The sequence below is a fragment of the Nitrospirillum viridazoti CBAmc genome (genome assembly GCF_000730165.1).
Taxonomy (GTDB): domain Bacteria; phylum Pseudomonadota; class Alphaproteobacteria; order Azospirillales; family Azospirillaceae; genus Nitrospirillum; species Nitrospirillum viridazoti.
On record NZ_CP022111.1, the window covers coordinates 860,030 to 878,719 of the forward strand.

General features: G+C 66.3%; 15 protein-coding genes. 10 read left to right on the forward strand and 5 right to left on the reverse strand.

Annotated elements, in window-relative coordinates; all coding sequences use genetic code 11:
- The first annotated feature begins 68 nt into the window (after positions 1 to 68).
- Positions 69 to 398 (forward strand): hypothetical protein, encoded by a 330-nt coding sequence (locus Y958_RS17185; protein WP_088873214.1) that lies wholly within the window; start codon positions 69 to 71, stop codon positions 396 to 398.
- A 257-nt stretch (positions 399 to 655) separates the two neighbouring features.
- Entirely contained in the window at positions 656 to 1,744 is a 1,089-nt protein-coding gene (locus tag Y958_RS17190; protein ID WP_186291451.1) for a GGDEF domain-containing protein, read from the forward strand.
- A 75-nt stretch (positions 1,745 to 1,819) separates the two neighbouring features.
- Here Y958_RS17190 and Y958_RS17195 read toward each other — a convergent pair whose 3' ends face one another.
- The 3 genes from Y958_RS17195 to Y958_RS17205 all read right to left on the reverse strand — a co-directional run bounded on the left by Y958_RS17195 (position 1,820) and on the right by Y958_RS17205 (position 7,663).
- A complete protein-coding gene (locus tag Y958_RS17195) occupies positions 1,820 to 2,506 on the reverse strand; it encodes a TetR/AcrR family transcriptional regulator (protein ID WP_088873216.1) in 687 nt (228 codons plus the stop codon).
- A 302-nt stretch (positions 2,507 to 2,808) separates the two neighbouring features.
- Positions 2,809 to 7,197 carry a response regulator gene (locus Y958_RS17200; RefSeq protein WP_088873217.1) on the reverse strand — a complete coding sequence of 1,463 codons (4,389 nt, stop codon included), beginning with the start codon at positions 7,195 to 7,197 and terminating at the stop codon, positions 2,809 to 2,811.
- A 307-nt stretch (positions 7,198 to 7,504) separates the two neighbouring features.
- Positions 7,505 to 7,663 (reverse strand): DUF3309 family protein, encoded by a 159-nt coding sequence (locus Y958_RS17205; protein ID WP_040843864.1) that lies wholly within the window; start codon positions 7,661 to 7,663, stop codon positions 7,505 to 7,507.
- Positions 7,664 to 8,160: 497 nt separating this feature from the next.
- On the opposite strand from Y958_RS17205, the gene Y958_RS17210 reads away from it, so the two are divergent.
- The 6 genes from Y958_RS17210 (at position 8,161) to Y958_RS17235 (ending at position 11,182) form a co-directional block, all read left to right on the forward strand.
- Entirely contained in the window at positions 8,161 to 8,361 is a 201-nt protein-coding gene (locus Y958_RS17210; protein ID WP_088873218.1) for a CsbD family protein, read from the forward strand.
- A 130-nt stretch (positions 8,362 to 8,491) separates the two neighbouring features.
- Positions 8,492 to 9,331, forward strand: coding sequence for a lipid-binding SYLF domain-containing protein (locus Y958_RS17215; RefSeq protein WP_088873219.1), 840 nt, complete (start codon positions 8,492 to 8,494; stop codon positions 9,329 to 9,331).
- 306 nt (positions 9,332 to 9,637) lie between these two features.
- A complete protein-coding gene (locus Y958_RS17220) occupies positions 9,638 to 10,120 on the forward strand; it encodes a ferritin-like domain-containing protein (protein WP_088873220.1) in 483 nt (160 codons plus the stop codon).
- Positions 10,121 to 10,239: 119 nt separating this feature from the next.
- A complete protein-coding gene (locus Y958_RS17225; RefSeq protein WP_040843868.1) occupies positions 10,240 to 10,485 on the forward strand; it encodes a hypothetical protein in 246 nt (81 codons plus the stop codon).
- A 50-nt stretch (positions 10,486 to 10,535) separates the two neighbouring features.
- The gene (locus Y958_RS17230; RefSeq protein ID WP_088873221.1) at positions 10,536 to 11,000 is read left to right on the forward strand and encodes a hypothetical protein; all 465 of its coding nucleotides are present in this window, start codon (positions 10,536 to 10,538) and stop codon (positions 10,998 to 11,000) included.
- 32 nt (positions 11,001 to 11,032) lie between these two features.
- The gene (locus tag Y958_RS17235) at positions 11,033 to 11,182 is read left to right on the forward strand and encodes an entericidin A/B family lipoprotein (RefSeq protein WP_081486420.1); all 150 of its coding nucleotides are present in this window, start codon (positions 11,033 to 11,035) and stop codon (positions 11,180 to 11,182) included.
- Between the two features lie 71 nt (positions 11,183 to 11,253).
- Here Y958_RS17235 and Y958_RS17240 read toward each other — a convergent pair whose 3' ends face one another.
- Entirely contained in the window at positions 11,254 to 12,543 is a 1,290-nt protein-coding gene (locus Y958_RS17240; protein WP_088873222.1) for an Hsp70 family protein, read from the reverse strand.
- Between the two features lie 157 nt (positions 12,544 to 12,700).
- Positions 12,701 to 13,735 carry a LacI family DNA-binding transcriptional regulator gene (locus Y958_RS17245; protein ID WP_088873223.1) on the reverse strand — a complete coding sequence of 345 codons (1,035 nt, stop codon included), beginning with the start codon at positions 13,733 to 13,735 and terminating at the stop codon, positions 12,701 to 12,703.
- Between the two features lie 645 nt (positions 13,736 to 14,380).
- On the opposite strand from Y958_RS17245, the gene Y958_RS17250 reads away from it, so the two are divergent.
- Positions 14,381 to 16,570, forward strand: a complete 2,190-nt coding sequence (locus tag Y958_RS17250; RefSeq protein WP_088873224.1) for a TonB-dependent receptor — start codon at positions 14,381 to 14,383, stop codon at positions 16,568 to 16,570.
- Between the two features lie 109 nt (positions 16,571 to 16,679).
- Complete coding sequence (locus Y958_RS17255) at positions 16,680 to 18,674, forward strand: glycoside hydrolase family 3 protein (protein ID WP_186291452.1); 1,995 nt, start codon at positions 16,680 to 16,682, stop codon at positions 18,672 to 18,674.
- The last annotated feature ends 16 nt before the right edge of the window (positions 18,675 to 18,690 follow it).

Sequence of the window (18,690 nt, forward strand, 5' to 3'; positions counted from 1 at the left end):
CTCGACATCAGGGGCATGGCGCGCGCACTCTACCGTCGTCCCCTTTTGCTGAAGTCAGAGCTGGTTTCATGGCCGATCCCCGTGACGAACTGCTGCGCCAGATCCGCGCCATCCGGCGGCGGATAGACCCGGACGTCCTGGAAAAGGCGGCGGCGGCGGCGGAGCGCATGCAGACGGCGCGGTCGGCCCCCACCGGCCCCCCTCCGGCCGAGGAGTCCCCCGACGTCCCCTTCGACCGCCAGGCCGCGCGCGACGTGGTGATGACCTTCCTGCAGTCCCGCCATGATGGCGGCCGCTTCGCCATGAAACTGATGGAAGAAATGAAGAAGCCTGAGGCGGCGGCCAAGGCTTACGGGCAGGCGGCAACCAAGACGACCAAACCCGCGCGTAAGGTCTAGGGCGGGAAATAGTATTTCCCAAAGACGGTATTAAATTACCTGAGGGGTGGGGCCAAAGGCAGTGCCAGTTTAAATTCGGCCACAAGGTCAGAATGGGGTTGTTTATCCTGCCTGGACTGGCCTTATCCTGCGGCATCGTGGCAGCGTGACCATCAAAATACTGGCGTAGTCGGGATTGGCCGGCTCGGTATAAGCTGACCAAGATAAGTCCATCTGGCATGTGTCGCGCCGGGATGGGAAGACAGGGAACGGACCCGGTGGGCCACCATATCAAACAGGTCGTCTGGCCGGACCGGGCCTATGTCGACTACAAGTTCGATCACCACCGGCTGTTCAGCACCATCATGACGGTGGCGACCTCCATCACCGTCAGTGGCCTGTGGGGATGGGACTACGTGATCGACGCCGAAGGGGCGCGGCGCACCATCGGCCTGCGGCTGGTGATGTCCGTCATCATTGTGCTGCACGCCCTGCTGCTGCATTTCCGGGTGCCGCGCCGCCTGACCACGGCCTATGCCTTCATCGGCGCCTTCACGTGCCAGATGCTGTTCATCGAGGTGCTGAACCGCCTGGATCACGGCATGCAGGCCCAATTCTCCGGTTTCCTGTTCTTCACCTTCCTGCCGCTGCTGGTGATGCAGTACGTGCCCTTCACCACCGGCGCCGCCTTCATGGTGCTGATTATTTCCCTACCACCGGCGGCGGGGGCCGTGGGCTTCGCCCATGACTTCGAATATGTGAAGTACCCGCTGCTGCTGGGGCCGGTGGGCGCCATGTTCATCTGCGTGCTCTTTGCGTTCGAGCAGATCAACTACACCAGCTATGAGAGCCAGCGGCTGCTGCGGCTGGTTGCCATCACCGATAGCCTGACGGGGGCCGGCACGCGGCGATTCATCACCGACACGGCGGCGCGCGAGATGGCGCGGGCCCGGCGCTATGGCGGGCCGCTGTCGGTGCTGATGCTGGATATCGACCATTTCAAGCGCATCAACGACACCTGGGGCCACCAGGCCGGCGACCAGGCCATCCGCGCCGTGGTCGACCTCTGCCAGGGGGCCATCCGCGACACCGACGTCATCGGCCGCTTCGGCGGGGAGGAATTCGTGATCCTGCTGCCGCAGACCGACCGGCCGGAGGCGGAGCGGGTGGCCGAACGCCTGCGCTGCGCCGTGGCCGCCGCGCCCATCCCCCTGGCGCCGGACGTGTCCGTGACCCTGACCTGCAGCCTGGGCGTCACCACCCTGTCCGCCAACGACCACAGCGTGGACACCCTGCTGGGCCGTGCCGACAAGGCCCTCTACGCCGCCAAGAACGCCGGCCGCAACCGCGTGTCGGTGGCGGCGTAGGTTTTTGAGTTTCTGTTCAATCGTACGATCGCCTCAGATATCGCCCCGCATGAGGCCATCTGACGTGATCGCACTCTAAGCTGGGTACAGCGCGTCGCTATGGATGCGCAGGGGCTTGGCCACTGGCTGGGAGGCGGCGTTCGCCGGGCCCAGCACGGCGGCCACCAGGCGCTGGGTCCAGCCGGGTTCGTCCAGCGGTTGGTGGCGGATCAGCAGGCGGCTATAAAGGGTGTTGTACAGCAGTTCCACCACTACCGCCTCGTCCAGGTCGGTTGGCAACTCACCGGAGCGCATGCCCGTGCGCACAATCTCGCGGATGCGTTCCCGGCGGGGCTGCAGCACCTGGGTGCAGTAGGTCTCCAGCACTTCCGGATTGCTTTGCCCTTCCACGATGATGCTGGCGATGACCCGGCCCATGGGGCCCGCCATGGTTCCGGCCATGACCTCCAGCAGGCTTTCCAGATCGCGGCGGGCGGAGCCGGTGGCGCGAATGGGGGCCGCCACCTCCACCATCTCCAGCAGCGAGGCGACGGCCAGCGCGCCTTTGGTGGGCCACCAGCGATAAATGGTGGTTTTGGCGCAGCCGGACCGGGCGGCCACCGCCTCGATGGTGAAGCCAGCCAAGCCCGCTTGCACCAGCAAATCATAGGCGCTGCTGAGGATGGCCTGGCGCGACTTGTCACAGCGCGGACGGCCACGGACGGAACGCTGCCGGGGGGGCTGGCCGGGGTCAGGAGTGGTGGCGAGGGCGGTGGCGGTCATTGGGCGTCTGCGCTCTCACGGCATGGGAATTCGGAAGACGGTCCAACCCGGGCGACGGTTTCCAAACGCCCCGAAAAGGGTGCGGAAGCGCTTGGAATGACGGCGTTTCGGGTGACGGCAACCACTCCCTGGCTTGGCTGCGCGGCGTCTTGTCCAGCCCCTCTTATCGCACCGGACCGCAACAAACAAGATGCTGGTTGGCAACAATGGGTCATATTATTTGCGGCCGAACAGGGAACCGGTGTCATCGCCCGCTTCTGCCTTCGCCATAGGTCAGCTCGGTCGCAGACTTGGGCGATGGTTCAATCGTCCGTACCGTTGGCGCTGGATTCCAGGGCGGGGCGATCGTCGCCGACGAAACGTCGGCGCAGGGCGGCCCAGGCCGGCGGCCCCTCGCGTACGATGCAGTCCAGGACCGTCCGAGCGCCGGTCGGGTCGCCATCCATGCAGGCCTGGTGCAGGTCGCGGCCCAGGCGCTGCAGCCGGCGCAGGCCGACGTTGCCGGCGGTGGAAACCAGGTCGTGCGCCTCGCCCTGGATGGCGCCAAGGTCGGTGCGGGGATCCAGGGCCCGCAGGCGGTCGATGCGGGCCATTCCATTATCGGCGAAGCCGCGCACCAGGCTCTGAAAGGCGGCGGCGGGCACCGCAGCGCCCAAGCCGGACAGCACGCCGGGATCGAAGGCGGGCTCCAACCGCTCCGCCGGTTCCGGCGGGCCTGCCGTGGCGAGGCCGGCGGCTTCAGGCGGGGGCGCGGCCGGCTGTCCCGCCCAATGTTCCACCTTGCGCAGGAACTGCTCTTGATCGAAGGGCTTGGACACATAATCGTTCATGCCCGCCGCCAGGTATTCCTCACGCATGCCCACCATGGCGTTGGCCGTCATGGCGATGATGGGCGTCTGGGCGCAGGGCCCGCCGGCGCGAATGGCGCGGGTGGCGGCCACGCCGTCCATCACCGGCATCTGCACATCCATCAGGATCAGGTCGTAGGCCCGGTCGGCGCAGCGGCCCACGGCCTGCTCTCCGTCCATGGCGTCGTCGACCGCATAGCCTTCCCGTTCCAGCATGATGCGCGCGATGGCGCGGTTGGTCTCATTGTCGTCGACCAGCAGGATGGTGTGCCCTTCACCGGGATGGGGGGCGGCAGGCTGTGCCTTGCGCCCCGCCGTGGCAGTCGCCCGTGTCCTGCCACGGGCGACCGCGCCCGGGCGGCCGGCGCGGCTGCGGCTGGCGGGGGCCTTCTGCTGCATCAGGCGGGTCAGCAAATCCTTCAGCGTGGCCAGCCGCACGGGTTTGGTCAGCACGCCGTCGAACAGGCCCTTCATCTCCCCCAACTCGCCACCGACGGAGGTGACCAGCACCATCTTCACCCCGGCGTAGGCCGGGTCCTGACGGATCTGGGCGGCGAAGGCCAGGCCGTCCATGATGGGCATGGCCTGGTCGACGAAGATGACGTCGAAGGCGCGGCCCGCCTGGGCGGCCAGCTCCAGCTGGCGCAGGGCCGCGTTGCCGCCCGAGGTCGTGACGCAGTCGATGCCCAGCCGGTTCAGGTGACTTTCCATCACCGCCAGGTTCAGGGGCAGGTCATCGACCACCAGGGCGGTCCGGCCTTTCAGCACAGGCGCGCGACCGCTGCGGCCTTTGGCCGACACGACCTCCAGCGGGATGGCGAAGCTGAAAGTGGCACCCTGGCCCGGGCTGCTGGTCACGACGATGTCGCCGCCCATCAGGCGCACCAGCTGGTGGGAAATGGCCAGGCCCAGGCCGGTACCGCCGAACTTGCGGTTGATGGAGGTGTCGGCCTGGGTGAACTTCTGGAACAGGCGGGCCTGCTGGTCTTCCGTCATGCCCGGGCCGGTGTCGGTGACGGAGAATTCCAGCAGGCGGCTTTTCTTATCGGCGCCCTTGGACGCCACCGACGTGACCTTGATGCCCACCTGGCCTGCGGCCGTGAACTTCACGGCGTTCCCCGCCAGGTTCAGCAGGATTTGGCGCAGGCGGGTGGGATCGCCGCGATAGATGCCGGCGGCCTTGGCGTCGACCAGGCCGGTCAGGTCCAGTTTCTTCTCTTGCGCCCGTGTGGCCAGAATGGCGACCACGCCGTCCACGACGTCGCCTACGTCGAATTCCAGCATCTCCAGCTCGACCTTGCCGGCCTCCAGCTTCGAGATGTCCAGGATGTTGTTGATGATGTTCAGCAACGCCTCGGCGCTGTCATAGATGGTCTCGGCGTAGGTGCGCTGGTCATAGGTTAGGTCGGTTTCCAGCAGGATCTGGGTCATGCCCATGACGCCGTTCATGGGCGTGCGGATTTCGTGGCTCATGTTGGCCAGGAATTCCGACTTGGCTTGGTTGGCCGCCTCTGCCACGTGGCGGGACCGTTCCAGGTCGTCGGCCAGGGCCACCAGTTCGCTGGCCTGCGCCTCCAGCCGGCTGTTGACCTCGGTCATCGTCTCCAGGTGGCGCCGCCGTTCCGTCACGTCACGGGAGGAGGCGACGAAGCGCGGTCCCTCCACCGGGTCGACGATCAGGCGGGCCACCGTCTCCAGCCACACGGTGGAGCCATCGGCCCTGATGACCCGGAACTGGTAGGTGACGGGCTCGCCATTCGGGGCGGCGATCAGGCGGCGTTGCGCGTCGGCCAGGATGGGGATGTCCGCCGGCTCCGTGAACTCCACCGTGCGCCGACCCATCACCTGGTTCAGCTGCCAGCCCAGGACCCGTTCCACCGAAGGCGACATGTACAGGCAGCGGCCGTCGAGGGCGTGCATGGCCACGATGTCGGTGGCGTTGTCGGCCAGGAGGCGGAAGCGCTGCTCGCTTTCAGCCAGCGCGGCGGCGCGCGTCTTCTCCGCCGTGATGTCGGACAGGGTGACGGCAAGACCCCTTTCCCAGGGAACGGCGGAGACCCGCAGCCAGGTGCCTTCGCCATCCGGTCCGCCCTCCTGGCGGTTCAGATGCTCGAACGTCTCGGTGACGTTCTGGCTGACGATGCGGGCGTAGCGCTCGAACAGGCCACCCCCCAGGGGGCCGGGCAATTCCTCCCGCAGGCGCTTGCCCACCAGGTAGGCGGCCGGCTGGCCGATCAAGTGTTCCGCTGCCCGGTTCACCAGCGCGAAGCGGAAGTCGATGACGGCGCCGGTCTTCGGATCGCGCACCACCGCCAGGGCAAGGATGCTGTCCAGCGAGCTGTTCATGACGCTGTCCAGGAGGGTGCGCTGCGCCTGCAGGTCGATGCGCGCGCTTTCCAGTTCCGCCACCTTGGCGGCCAGGGCATGGGTCGCCTTGACCTCGGCGGTGCGATCGCGGCCGGAGCCACGGAAGCCCAGGAACGTGCCGTCTTCACCAAAGCGGGGGATGCCGCTGATGGCGATGAAGTGCGTGTTGCCCTGGTGGTCCAGTGCGGCGTAGGTCAGCTCTCGGAAAGGCTGGCGCGCGGCCAGGAAGGCCTCATACCGGGTGATGGAGGGATCGGTGGGGTTGGCCGTCAGTTCCCGCCGGGTGCGCCCCAGCATGTCCGCGGGATCCAGGCCTATGGTGGTGATGCCCTGCGACATGGCGGAGATGCGCCCGGTTCCGTCTGTTTCCCAGAACCAGTCGCTGGAAATCTCGGTCAGGTCGCGGAAGCGGGCTTCCCGCGCCTTCAGTTCCCGGTCCTGCCAGGTGATGGCCTCGGCCATGACGTTGAAGGCGTTCGCCAGTTGTTCCAGTTCCCCGGCGCCGGCGGGCAAGTGGGCGCGGGTGGTCTTGTCGCCGGCGCCCAGGCGGTCCACGGCCTGCTGCAGGGACGCCAGCCAGCGCAGCACCGTGCCGCTCAGCGTCGCCCAGGCCAGGCTCATGGTTGCCAGGGTCACGGCGAGGGCCAGCAGGGTGATGCGCTTTGAATCCCGGTCCACCTTGGACAACACGGCGGCCCGGTCGAAAGCAATGATCACCCGCATGCCGGTGGCGGGCAGGACGGCGCTACCGAACAACTTCTCTCGGCCGTCCAGGCCAATGGCGCTGCCGCTGCCCTGATCCCGCTGCAGGGCGAACCGGATGGTGGGTGTATCGGCCATCTTTTTGCCGATGGCCTCCGGCATGGCGGGCAGGCGGGCCATCACGGTGCCTTCCTTGTCCACCATCAGGAAGGTCATGTCGTCCTCAAGGATGACCTTGCTGTTGTGCTCCACCCAATCGAGGTTGATGCCGGCCACCACCAGCCCGTCCACGTCGCCGCCGGGCCGCAGGATGGGGTAGGCCATACCGACAATGGGTTTGGCGGCGGCCCGCCCCATCAAGAAGCCGCTGACGGTGGGCCTGCCGCTGCGCACTGCTTCCTGCAGGAAGGCGCGGTCGGCGTAGCTGGGCCAGGGCTTGGGCAGGGAGGAGCAGACGAGTTGGCCGTCGCGGGTGGCGACGTGGATGTTGGCCAGCCAGGGCTGGGCATCCTTCATAATGGCGGCGTCGTCGTTGCAGGCATCGGGCGTCAGCCGGGCGGAATGCGTGGCGAAGCTGGCCATCAGGTCGCGGACCTGTTCCAACAGGCGCTGCTGGCTGTTGGCCGCCAACCGGGCGAAGGACAGGGCGGTGGCCTGCACGCCCGCCACCGCTTCATCCCGGCGCTGCTGAATGTCCCAAGCGAGCAAAAGGATGAAAGGCAGGACCGACAACAGCAGAAACAACAGCAGACGGTGCCGCAAGCCGAACCGCATGCATCTCCCCCGCTCGGAAGCGCCGCCGTCGCCCCCCCCTGTGGGAAGGGGGCGGGGCCATGGGACGGCCGCGCCATGATCGGCGGCGCCATTCCCATCAATCAAGCAACCAAATCCCGCGAAATCGACGGGAAATAGGGGGTAGTTCCGACCCCGGGCCAATTCTATCTCCAATCGGGGCCGCTGGGTGAAATCAATAAGGCTACTCGTCCGTCAGTTGTGGGCGCCCGATCCGGGCCGGGGATACACGAACGGCCCCGGCGCGGGAAAGCGCCGGGGCCGTTAAAGCCCGTCTGGACAGGCCGTCCTACAACCGGCCGATCAGGATGAGGACAAGCACGATGACGATCAGCGTGCCCAGGCCGCCGGCCGGGTAGTAGCCCCAGTTGACGCTGTGCGGCCAGGTGGGCAAGGCGCCGATCAGGAACAGTATTAGAATGATCAGGATGATGGTTCCAAGGTTCATAGCGGCCTCTCTCCAGAATTCGAAGGCGTACGGATGATGGAAATTCATTGTGACCAAAACATGTTTTTGAAGTCCCGCCGGCATGAAAAACCGTCTAATCGCCAAAGAAAAGGGGCCTACATAACCTGAACCATAATGCCTAAGCGCCCAGATGTATCCCGTACTGTCAGGTTGGCGCGTAAGTAAAAGAGATGGCATAGGTAGTTGGTCGTACGGGGGTGGGATGTGGCCATCGTGGCGATGACGAAATAAATAATGTCCTTCTTTTCCAATCTCCTACTTTATTTCCCGATGATAATTGCCGCATGATCCACCTAAACACGCCACATTCCCGCCATAAGGCGTGTCGAACATTGACTGGCTATTGACGGGTCAACTCTTGGGAAATGGCCTGCCCATACTGGAACAGGCGTTCCCAGGGTGGATCCACGGGGCCCGGATGGCGGCCCTGCTCTTCAGTCCGACTGACACTTCAACCCCAAGTGAGGAAGACGACCATGAACAAGAACCGTATCGAGGGTAATGCCAAGATCGCCGGTGGCGCCGTGAAGGAAGCGGCCGGCAAGGTCATCGGTGACGACCAGATGGCGGCGGAAGGCAAGGCCAAGAAGGTCGAAGGCCACGCCCAGAACGCTGCCGGCAAGATCCAGGAGGCCGGCAAGGCCCTGAAGGACACCGCCAAGAAGGCACTGGACTGATAGGGCAGCGGTGGTCTGCCGTTGCGCCCGCCGCTGGACCGGTGACGGCGTGAACGCCGTCACCCCCCGCGCTGCGGCGGGGTCCCTGACCTTATTGACGAGTGCTTTGAAACAGCAAAGGGAGCCGCCCGTGCGGCCGTTCCCGTCCACCATCCCCGCCGGCTGGACCCTCAGCGGCGATGGCTTGGCCGGTGCCCCCGGCCGGCCCAATAACGGAGTGACCATGATGCCTGTGTCGCACATCTCGACGGCGGCCAAGCCGTCCCTGCAGTCCCGAGTCATTCCCGCCGCCCTGTCGGCCCTGATGGTTTTCGGCGCCATGACCGCGACCGCGCCGCACGCGCTGGCCGCCGTCGCCTCGCATGGCACCGACCAGAGCAACCTGGTGGAGCGTGCCCGCGTCACCGTTGACGACCTGCGCAAGGACAAGGAATTCGGCAACGCCCGTGAGTTGATGAAGCGCGCCAAGGGCGTGCTGATCGTGCCCCAGCTGATCAAGGGCGGCTTCTTCGTGGGCGGCGAGGGCGGCGACGCCGTGCTGCTGACCCGGGGCCCCAACGGCGAATTCAGCTATCCCGCCTTCTACACCCTGGGCTCGGCCTCCTTCGGCCTGCAGATTGGCGTGGAGCAGGCGGAGCTGGTCCTGTTCATCATGAGCGACAAGGCCCTGTCGTCCGTGCTGCAGGATGAATTCAAGATCGGGGCCCAGGCGGGCCTGGCCGTCGTGACCTTGGGCTCCACCGCCGAGGCCGCCACCGGCACCTCGATGAGTGGCGACATCATCGTCTGGTCCTCGGCCAGTGGCGCCTATGCCGGCCTGACGCTCAACGGCTCGGTCCTGAAGCCGCGCGACAGCTGGAACGAGGCCTATTACGGCAAGCCGGAATCGGTGTCGGCCATCGTCTCGGCCCGCAGCGTCAAGAATGCCGACGCCGACGGCCTGCGCAAGAACCTGGCGACCATACGCTGACGGTTGTTGGCCGAAAGGGGTGGGGCGGCGTGCCGTCCCACCTCATCCGGACAATGTTCGGGTCGCGTCGGGGTATGCCCATGGACGGAACGCTGACGCGTCCGATCTAGGAGGAAGGTCTTCCAATAATTGATCCGCCTCAAAGCTTAGACAAACATTATATACTATGAATAGCTGGCTAAATTTACTGATAAAGATATAGCAAACAATTTCTATGAAACAGTCCTTGTGCGGAGTTTGTTTATTTACGGTCGGGACAAATAATACGACCCCGACACGGTAATCATTCAAGGAGAGGAGCAGACCATGATCCCGCCCACGGTTCCCCCCAGCGTCCCCCCCGCCGCCACGGAGCACTCCGTCAAGGTGTTGAATGACCTGATCGAGAAGACCCTGGACAGCGCCCTTGGCTATAAGGACGCCGCGGAAGAGGCGACCAACGACAGCTTCAAGACGCTGTTCGCCACCCGTGCCCGCCAGCGCCGGCAGCTGACCACCGCCCTGCAGGCCGAGGTCATCAGCCTGGGCGGCCAGCCGGAAACGGACGGCACGGTGCTGGGCGCCGCCCGCCGCATGTTCGTCAACCTGAAGAATGCCGTCACCGGCAGCGACCAAAGCGTCGTCGCCGCCGTCGAGGCGGGCGAAGATGACATCAAGACGAGCTTCGAGAAGGCGCTGCAGGGCGATCTGCCCATGCCGGCCCGCGAAGTGGTCGCCACCTGCTACGACAGCATCAAGGCCGACCACGACCAGATGAGCACCCTTAAACACGCGCTGGAACGCCGCTGACCGGCGGCGCGTGACACCAGATCCGGCGGGCCTCTTTGCTTGAGCGGGCCCGCCAATCTGCGGGGGCCAATGCCGATACCCAACGGGTCGGCGCCCCCAACCGACGAAGGAGAAGGACGATGAAGAGCGAAACCATCGACGCCGCCGCCACCGCCGCCCGTACCGTGCGCGATGCCGCGCGGGAGGACGCCGACCACTTGTCCAACGCCATCAAGGCGGAGGCCAGCGACCTCTACAAGACGCTGGCGGCCAAGGGCGAGGCAGCCGCCAAGGCCGTGGGCACCCAGGTGGAGGCGCAGCCCATCACCAGCCTGTTGCTGGCCTTCTCCGCCGGTTTCATCGCCAGCCGCCTGCTGTCCCGCTGAGGCGGGGCGGGCGTGGTTGGATCATAAGCGCCGCATAAGGGGGACCGGTGATGGAAGGCTGGACCAAGCTGGCCGTTATGGCCTTGTCGCAACTCGGGGTCATCCCCTTTGGTCCGGTGCACCGGTCCTCTCCGGCGCCGCTGGTCGACGGTGTCGTCACCGTCGTCATTACCGCCGTGATGGCCATGCTGGCGGTTATCGCCGCGGTGGGCCTGCTCTGCGCCGCGCTGTGGGCCGGGCTGGAACCGCAGATGGGGCCGGTCTGGACGCCTGCGCTGGTGGCGTTGGCCCTGATCGTGCTGTGCCTGGTGCTGCTGCTGGTGATGCGGCTGCTGGTCAGCCGGCGAGAGCCGCCGGCCCCGCCGGCGGTGCATCCCGCCCTGGATTTGGACCCCGAGGTGCTGCTGACCGAAGCCCAGCGCCTGGTGGTCAAACACAAGGTGCCAGCCTTGCTGGCCGCCGTGGTGGCCGGATTGATTGTCGGAAGCCCCGGCAGTCGCGCCGACCGCAAGTGAATGCAACCCCTAGCCCATCAAGGAGGGCCACGATGACTACGAAACTCCGCGCGCTTGTTCTTTTGTCCATGCTGGGCATGGGGGCGCTGGTCAGCGCCTGCCATACCACCGAGGGCGCCGGCGAGGATATCTCCGCCACTGGCCATACCATCAGCAAGGAGGCCCGCAAGGACACGCCGTAATACGGCGTTCCCGTGCAGCCGCAGAAAAACACCCGCCCGCGACACCGCCGGCGGGTGTTTTTCTGCCCGCCTCAGCGATAGCGCTGGTGGGCCTCCAGCGTCAGGCCCAGGCCGACCGAGCCGAACTTGTCGCCCTCGACCACCCGGGCCTCCGGCAATTCCGCCAGGATGCTGGCACGCACATTGGGCAGTAGGGTGGATCCGCCGGTCAGGAACACGGCGTCGATCTTGTCCCGCGTGAGGCCGCTGTCGCCCAGCGCCTTGCGGATCATGCCGGCGATGCCGTCGGTCAGCGGCGTGGTGGCGGTGGCGAAGCCGGGCACGGTGAAGGGGATCGTCAGTCTACGCTGGATGAAGTCGAACGGAATGTCCACCACCAGGTCGGAACCACCCGGCCCGCTGGAGGCCGACTGGGCCGCCGTGGCGCTGAGGCGAATCTTGGTGCGCTCCACCGTCATGGCAACGCGGTGGCCCAGATGCTCCTCCACCACATGGATCAGCCGGCCGATCAGGTCGGGCTTCGCGGACTCGCGCAGCACCTGGCGCAGCTCCGCCATTACCTTGGGGGCGTAGAGGAAGTTGATCTTGGACCAGGTGGCCAGGTCGTTGAAATAGCTGTTGGGCGCCAGCAGGCCGGCGCGCTTCATCGGCGACTGGTAGCCTAGGTGCGGCATGACGCCGTGCAGCGACAGCAGACGGTCGAAGTCCGTGCCGCCGATGCGCACGCCGGTGCTGGCCAGAATGTCCTGGCCCCGATCGGCGGCCTCCCGCCGGTCCGGTCCGATGCGCACGATGGAAAAGTCGGAGGTGCCGCCGCCGATGTCGGCGATCAGCGCGATCTCCTCCGCATTCACCTGGCGCTCGTAATCCAGGGCGGCGGCGATAGGCTCGAACTGGAAGGAGACGTCGGTGTAGCCGATGTCGCGCGCGATCTCCGCCAGCGCCGTTTCCGCCCGGCGGTCGGCCGCGTCGTCACCGTCCACGAAATGCACGGGGCGGCCGTGCACCACCTGGGTCAGGGGACGGCCGGCCCGCTCCTCCGCCCGGCGCTTGATTTCCGTCAGCAGCGTCTTCAGCACGTCGCGGAAGCGGATGCGCCGCCGGTCCAGCTGGGTTTCCATGTCGATCAGGTCGGTACCCAGCACCGACTTCAGCGAGCGCATCAGGCGGCCGTCGGCCCCCTCGGCATAGATTTGGATAGCGGCGCGGCCGAACTCCTCCCGCTTGGCGGCGAAGTCGAAGAACAGGGCGCTGGGCAGGGTGGTCTCCTCCCCCTCCAGCGGCAGCAGGCGGGCCTCGCCATCCTCGACGACGCCCAGGGTGCTGTTCGACGTTCCAAAGTCCAGGCCGCAATAGCCCATGGTGCGCGCTCCAACGACGGCCGAAAGGATCGGTTTTTGAATGGGGGCGCGGTTTGTAACGGAAATAGCCGGGCGCGGCCAGGAAAAATGGAGTCTTTCCCTTGGCGCCGGGCTCATTTCCGCAGGCTGGTAGGCTACAGCGGCGATGCCGCCGGCTTCACGTCGGCGGGGCGGTGGACTCGCGGACCACTAGGCTGTGGTCGAACACCTTCTTCAGGTAGCTGCCCACCTGGCCGGCGGTGCGGTCGATGATGAAACGGGCGGCGGCGGCGCCCATTTCCATCACCGGCTGGCGCACAGTGGTCAGCGGCGGGCAAACGACGCTGGCGGCCGGCAGGTCGTCGATGCCGGCCACCGACAGGGCGCTCGGCACCGGGATGCCCATTTTGTAGGCCACGGACAGGACGGCCATGGCCATGCTGTCGTTGGCGGCGAAGATGGCGGTGGGGCGCCGCGGTTGTTCCAGCAGGGCGCGGGCGGCCGACAGGCCGCTGTCGAAGGTGAACAGGCCCGGCTGGATCAGACGGTCTGGGATGGGCCCGCCGTCGAACAGGGCGTCGCGATAGCCCGCTTCACGCTGAGCCGCCGCCGCGTGCTTGGGGTGGCCCTGAATGAAGCCGATGTCGCGGTGCCCTTGGTCCATCAGGTGGCGCGTCATCTGGAACGCTGCCTGGTAATTGTCGATGTCGACACCCCAGCCCCATTTCTCCTCGGCGCTGCCGTCCAGGGTGGGAGAGATGCGCACGCAGGTGACACCGCGCTGTGCCAGCAGGGACAACAACTGGGGATCGTCGCACAACGGGGGGATCAGGATGACGCCATCGACGCGCAGGGTGGAAACCAGGGTCTCCGTCAGGGCGGTAAAGTCGGACGCGCCCAGGTCGATGTATTCCGTCAGCAGGTGGTAACCGCCGGCGCGGCAGGCCTGGATGGCGCCCATCTGCAGTTCGGTCACGTACAGCATGGCGTTGTCCGACACCCCGCCGGAGGAGACCAGCGCGATCAGGAAACTGCGCGATCCCGACAGGGCGCGGGCCGACAGGCTGGGCGTGTAGTTCAGGCTGCGCGCCGCCTCCATCACCCGGGCGCGCGTCTCCGCGCTGGCTTTGGGTTCACCGTTCAGCACGCGGGATACCGTCTTGATGGAGACGTTGGCCACGCGGGCGACATCGTAAATGGTGGCCTTGCTCAACGCCCCGAACCTCCAACCAGACCGCTGCCCCTGCCATACCGGAGGTTTTTTGCCCCGCCTCCTGAAAGCGGCGGGATCATAGCATCGGCGGGCGGCAAAGATAGTGCGTGAAACCGGCAGCGGTGGGCCGGTGCTGATACGGGGTGTCCTTGCAGCCGGTTTTTGAGAAACCCTCTTGCGTGGGGTTGTTCTGAATGATAACAAAATAGGGCCAACGAGGCCTCCTTATTTTTTCGACACTGGGGACAGCGCTGTCATTAAGCCCCGGGATCGAAGGACAACAACAAGGCGGGGCCCAACAAACGGGAGAGACGATCATGCGTGACGCTTGCGCGTTCCAGGACCGGGCCATCCGGTAAGCCGGCCGCCCTTTTAAAAAACATCATCGGATATGAGCCATCGCGCCCCCATGGGGCGGCGGTGAACGGCGGGGGCTTGCCCTGAGCCGCCACCCCGCGCCCCGACAACGCGATGAAAGCCTGCCGGCTTAGCCACCCGCTTGGGTGCGGCTTGGCCCTTGGATGACAAGGGCCGGGGCGGGCGCCGCTCATCCTCAAGGCAGGCCCTAAAGAGGCTCGGCACAGAAGCCGGGGCCTGTCTTCACGACGACAAGAACAAAGAAGCAGAATGGGAGAATTGGGAGAGATGCGTACCCACACCCTGCTGGCCGCCACCGCGCTGGCCAGCCTGATCACCGCCCCGGGCTTGGCCCAGACCGCCGCCCCGCAAAACGCCTCTCCGGGGGCCGCGTCCCAGCAGCTGGAGGACATCGTCGTCACCGCCGAGCGCCGGCAGGAAACGACACAGAAGACGCCCATCGCCATCACCGCCTTTTCCGGCGACACCCTGCAGCAGCGCGGCGTTTCCAGCTCCACCGACCTGAACAACATGGTGCCCGGCCTGGCGGTGGGCAATAACGGCAGCGGGTCCGTCCAGATTGCCATCCGTGGCATCGGCAGCACCAACGACACCGAGGTGGGTGACCCCGCCGTGGCCTTCAACGTCGACGGCGTCTACATGGCCCGGTCGCGCGCCGCCATCGGCGCGCTCTACGACATCGACCGGATCGAGGTGCTGCGCGGTCCCCAGGGCACGCTGTACGGCCGCAACGCCACCGCGGGCAGCATCAACGTCATCACCAAGCGACCCACCGACAAGTTCGAGGGAAACGCGTCGCTGGATTACGGCAACTACAACAACCTTCAGACCTCCGGCATGCTGAACGTGCCGCTGACCGACACGCTGGCCGTGCGCGCCGCCTTTCAGACCAGCCGGCACGACGGCTACACCAACAACGGCCGCTCCAGCAATTTCAATGACGAGGATACGCAGGCCGGCCGCCTGCAGGTCCAGTTGACGCCCAGCGAGACGTTCAAGGCCCTGCTGTCGGTGGACATCTTCCATGAGGGCGGCGTGGGCTATGCCTCCGCCCCCATCGGCCAGTACGCTAAGTTCGGTTCGCCCTACACCTATCCGGTGTCGGCGGACGGCAGCCTGAACCACACCAACAAGGGGGTATCGCTGACCACGGACTGGGATCTGGGCTTCGCCACCCTGACCTATGTCGGCGCCTACCGCACGGACACCGACCACACCCATGGCGGTTCCACGCAAAGCTCCACCTGCGCCGCCCCCTCCGGCGCGCTTTGCGCCTCCAGCATTTTCCGGTCCGATGAGGACCAGATGTCGCACGAACTGCGCCTAGCCAACAGCGATGGGCCGCTGAAATGGGTGACAGGTCTTTATTACTTCAAGGAAAACAACGACGTCCTGTTCGCGCTGGACCCCATCGCTGGTATCACCTCGCTTGCCTTCGTCCAGCCGGTGGTGACGGAGGAGTCCAAGGCCGCCTTCGCCCAGGCGACCTACAGCCTCATCGACAGTCTGCGGGTGACGGGCGGCCTGCGCTATACCGAGGACAACAAGGCCCGCACCGGCGCCACCGAGGCCTTCGGCCACATTGTCGGCAACACCTATGTCGGCGGCTCCCCCCTGTACCTCAACGACGCGGACCTGACCTGGCATTCCACCAATTGGAAGGTGGGTGCGGAGTACGATCTGGCGCCGGACAGCATGCTCTACGCCTCGATCGGCACGGGCTACAAGGCCGGCGGCTATGGCGACGGCCAGCCGCCCAATAACAATCCCTACCAGCCGGAAAAGCTGACCGCCTATGAGGTCGGCGTGAAGAACCAGTTCATGGACAAGAAGCTGCAGCTGAACCTGACCGGCTTCTATTACGACTATCAGGACTTCCAGGTCAGCGCGATTGGCCAGGTGGCGGGCCAGGCGTCCACCGTCACGGTCAACGCTGGCACGGCCGAGGTCTACGGCGTGGAGGTGGAGGGCGCTGCCCTGCTGACCCAGAGCGACCGGGTGGACGGCAGCGTTTCCTACATCCATGCCCGCTACACCGATTTCGTCCTGGCCACGGGCGACGTCTTCCACCCCAGCAGCGCCGCCGTCTACATCGGCAACACGCTGGCCAAGTCGCCCGAATGGACCATCAACCTGGGCTACCAGCACATGTGGGACCTGGCGTCCGGCGCCATGATCACGGCCCGCGTCGACAGCGTCTATGTCGGCGACCAGAACCTGGACTACCGCAACTTCGCCGTCACCGAGCAGAAGGCCTACACCAAGACCAACCTGTCGCTGGCCTATGACGACGCCGACCGCCGGTGGCGGGTCATGGCCTATGTCCGCAACCTGGAGAACAACGCCGTGCTGGTCGTGGCCAACCCCGACACCAACGGGTCGGGCAACCGCCTGGCCGGCAGCGGCTCCTACGCCCCGCCCCGGACCTATGGTGTGAGGGTGTCCGCCAACTTCTAACCCGCTTCCTCCGAGGCCAGTCGCCTCACTTCCCCTGGGCGTGCCGCAGGAACTTCCTTCCCCGGCGGCACGCCTCTTTTTCCATTTCGCCTTACGGGATGAAAAGCCCATGCCTTCGCCGCGCCGCCGCCTGACCGCCTTGGTGACCTTGAGCCTGCTGCTGGCTGCCCCCGCCCTCGGGAGCGGAACGGCTGGCGGACCGCCGCAGCCGGTGCTGGGCGGCCGAGTGAAGCCGCTGCTGTCGGTGGACGGGCTGTCTTTCCGCGACCTGAACGGCAACGGCAAGCTGGACCCTTACGAGGACTGGCGCCTGCCGGTCGACGCCCGCGTGACCGATCTGCTGGGCCGCATGACGGTGGCGGAGAAGGCGGGCACCTTGCTGCACGGCACGGTTCCGCCGGAAGGCGGCTTCACCTTCGCCACCATGCGGGGGCCCTACGATTTCCCGTTGGCCACCCACATGATCCGGGACTTTGGCATCACCACCCTGATTACCCGCCAGGCGACGCCGCCCCAGCAGTTGGCGGAACAGGACAACCGCCTGCAGGCGGTGGCGGAGGGCGGACGCCTAGGCATCCCCCTGACGCTCAGCACCGACCCGCGCAACCATTTCCAGGTGACGGCCGGCGCCAGCCAGCTGTCCGCCGGCTTCTCGCAATGGCCGGAGACGCTGGGCCTGGGCGCCATCGGCGACCCCGCCCTGGTGCGCCGCTTCGCCGACATCGCCCGCCAGGAATACCGGGCGGTGGGCATCCACCAGACCCTGTCGCCCCAGGCCGACGTGGCGACGGAGCCGCGCTGGTCCCGCATCAACGGCACCTTTGGCGAGGATCCCGTTTTGGACGGCCGCCTGGTGCAGGCCTATGTCGAGGGCTTTCAGGGCGGGGATGACGGCCCCGGTGTCACCGGCGTATCAGCGGTGGTCAAGCACTGGGTGGGCTATGGCGCGGCGGCGGAGGGCTTCGACAGCCACAACAGCTATGGCCGCTATTCCTTGGTGCGACCGGCCCATTTCGACCTGCACGTCCTGCCCTTCAAGGGCGCCTTCGCCGCCCACGTGGCCGGCGTCATGCCCACCTATTCCATCCTGAAAGAGATGGTGGTGGACGGAAAGCCGGTGGAGCAGGTGGGGGCGGGCTTCAATCATTGGCTCCTGACCGACCTGCTGCGCGGCACCTATGGCTTCCAGGGCATAATCCTGTCCGACTGGGCCATCGCCAATGACTGCAACGCGGTGTGCCGCAACGGCTTCCCTGCGGGTGAGCGGCCCACCTTCAAGGATTTCTCCACCGCCTGGGGCGTGGAGGACCTCTCCACCCCGGCGCGCTTCGCCAAGGGGCTGGAGGCGGGGCTGGACCAGTTCGGCGGCGTGGACGATCCCGCGCCCCTGCTGGCGGCGGTGAAGCAGGGTTTGGTGACCGAGGCGCGGCTGGATCAGTCGGTGCGCCGCATCCTGGCCCTGAAGTTCCAGCAAGGCCTGTTCGAGAACCCCTACGTGGATGCCGACGCCGCCGCCAAGGTTGTGGGCACGCCGCAGTTCCTGGCCGAGGGCCTGGCGGCGCAATCCCGCTCCATGGTTTTGCTGGAGGCGGGTGAGGGCCCTGTGGCCCTCGCAGGCCGCAAGGTCTACCTGCGCGGCGTGTCGGCCGAGGCCGCCAAGGCCGCCGGCCTGACGGTGGTGGACGATCCCAAGCAGGCGGAGGTCGCCCTTCTGCGCCTGTCCGCGCCCTTCCAGACCCTGCATCCCAACTACACCTTCGGCAGCCTGCAGCATGAGGGCGATTTGGGCTTCCATGACGGCAACGCGGATTACGAGGGCTTGAAGGCCGTGGCCGCCGCCAGGGTGCCGGCGGTGGTCAGCGTCTATCTCGACCGCCCGGCCATCCTGAGCAACATCCGCGACAAGGCCGCCCGCCTGTACGTTGATTTCGGCGTCAGCGACCGGGCCTTCCTGGACGTGGTCACCGGCAAGGTGGCGGCGCAGGGGCACCTCCCGTTCGAGCTGCCGCGCAGTATGACGGCTGTGGCGGCCCAGGCGTCGGACGTGCCGCATGACAGCAAGGATCCGCTGTACCCCATGGGTGCCGGCCTGCGTCTGCCGTGACCCCTTCTTTCAAAAG